The organism is Desemzia sp. FAM 23988 (assembly GCF_045528365.1).
GTDB lineage: Bacteria > Bacillota > Bacilli > Lactobacillales > Carnobacteriaceae > Desemzia.
This window is the reverse complement of record NZ_JBGQQS010000073.1, coordinates 1-338: the sequence shown is the minus strand read 5'-3', so window position 1 is coordinate 338 and position 338 is coordinate 1. Positions and strand designations below refer to the sequence as shown.

The following is a 338-nucleotide window of genomic DNA, read 5'->3' as shown; positions in this document are numbered from 1 at the left end:
GCGACCCTCTGATTAAAAGTCAGATGCTCTACCAACTGAGCTAATGACTCATGGTGGAGGTTAACGGGCTCGAACCGCTGACCCTCTGCTTGTAAGGCAGATGCTCTCCCAACTGAGCTAAACCTCCGCAATGAAAAAGAAAAACCACACAACTACCACTAGTTCATTAATGAGTAGTGCCGTTTTTCAGATTAAAAATAATTTTAATCAAAACTCCGCAAGTAGGACTCGAACCTACGACATCGTGATTAACAGTCACGCGCTACTACCAACTGAGCTATTGCGGAATAACTATATGCGCGGCAACGTCCTAGTCTCACAAGGGGAAACCCCTCACT

At 45.6% G+C, this 338-nt stretch carries 2 tRNA genes; both read right to left on the bottom strand.

Annotation, left to right across the window (positions count from 1 at the left end):
* Positions 1-51: 51 nt before the first annotated feature.
* A tRNA-Val gene (locus ACEN4L_RS13510) sits at positions 52-127 on the bottom strand.
* Positions 128-213: 86 nt separating this feature from the next.
* Positions 214-287 (bottom strand) — tRNA-Asn (locus ACEN4L_RS13505).
* Between the last annotated feature and the right edge of the window lie 51 nt (positions 288-338).